General features: G+C 62.2%; 1 protein-coding gene and 1 pseudogene. Both read left to right on the top strand.

Annotation, left to right across the window (positions count from 1 at the left end; genetic code table 11):
- Nucleotides 1-218 (top strand): annotated as a pseudogene (locus ALMP_RS34880) (ISAzo13 family transposase); the annotation flags it as partial.
- 141 nt (nucleotides 219-359) lie between these two features.
- The gene (locus tag ALMP_RS34875) at nucleotides 360-791 is read left to right on the top strand and encodes a hypothetical protein (RefSeq protein WP_264935763.1); all 432 of its coding nucleotides are present in this window, start codon (nucleotides 360-362) and stop codon (nucleotides 789-791) included.
- The last annotated feature ends 204 nt before the right edge of the window (nucleotides 792-995 follow it).

Below are 995 nucleotides of genomic sequence, written 5' to 3'. Positions count from 1 at the left end.
ACCTGCGCGTCAACCTGGACGCGGAACCCCTCGCCGTGCTCTTCAGCAGCAGCCGCACTGCCATGCACCGCACCCTGCTGAAGATCAGATGCCTGCTCGAAGTGCAGGGCATCACCATCGCGCCGGCCACCACCCCACCAGCCGCCCTGGCAGCCCTTCAAGCCCAAGTCGCCACCCAAAGCAGCAATCCCAACAGCGAGATCAAGACGACAGGTTAATGATCGGCAGACCCTTAGGCCCAGCCTTCTGAAAGGACCCCTAACTGCCGGACCCTGGAAGGTTTCAGGGTCCGCCTGGCTCATGCGCCCTGTACTGTTTTGAGACTTGCCAACAGGTCGTGGGCGGAAGGGGAATGGCACGTGCCCATCAAACGCACAGGTTCCACCAGGCAACCTGCTCGTCGACGCTGGCTTCAGGCGCTTACCACCTGCGCGGCGGCTGGGGCGGTTGTTCTGGGGCTAGCAGCACAGCCTGCCGCAGCCATCGAGTTGATCGTATGGCAGGCGCACGGGAACGACAGCGGCGAGCTTGAGTACTGGGGCAACGCCAGCGCCGTGGGCAGGGTCACCGTCTGCGACAACGAGGCGGACGGCCACGGGGTCTACGTCCAATTGATGTCTGAAGCCGGAGAATCCCTAAGTTGGACTGACTCAGGCGGCTCTGACGGCGTCTGCCGTACCGACGATTCCTATTTCGCGGTGAACTTCATCCGGTGGTTCAGGGTGTGTGAACGCATCAACAACTGGCCCGATAACTGCACAGACAAGGTGAACATCACCAAGGGTGACTGACTAGCCCCAACGCCTGCCGAAGCAGGCATGAGGGCAGTTCAGACCGGTGGTACCAGGGGTGCTACAGCACACCCCTGGACTCCGCCCACGCGTGGCAACCTCATGCGCGAGGACGGGGGTGTGTCAATTTAACGGCCCTGTCGGGTCTGTCAAACGAGCGGTGTAACCAGGGTGGTTGGGGTTACTGACGGGCTGCGGAGAGTC

The sequence above is a fragment of the Streptomyces sp. A012304 genome (assembly GCF_026008495.1).
In the GTDB taxonomy this organism is placed as follows: Bacteria; Actinomycetota; Actinomycetes; order Streptomycetales; family Streptomycetaceae; genus Streptomyces.
This window is presented reverse-complemented; position numbering and strand designations above follow the sequence as displayed.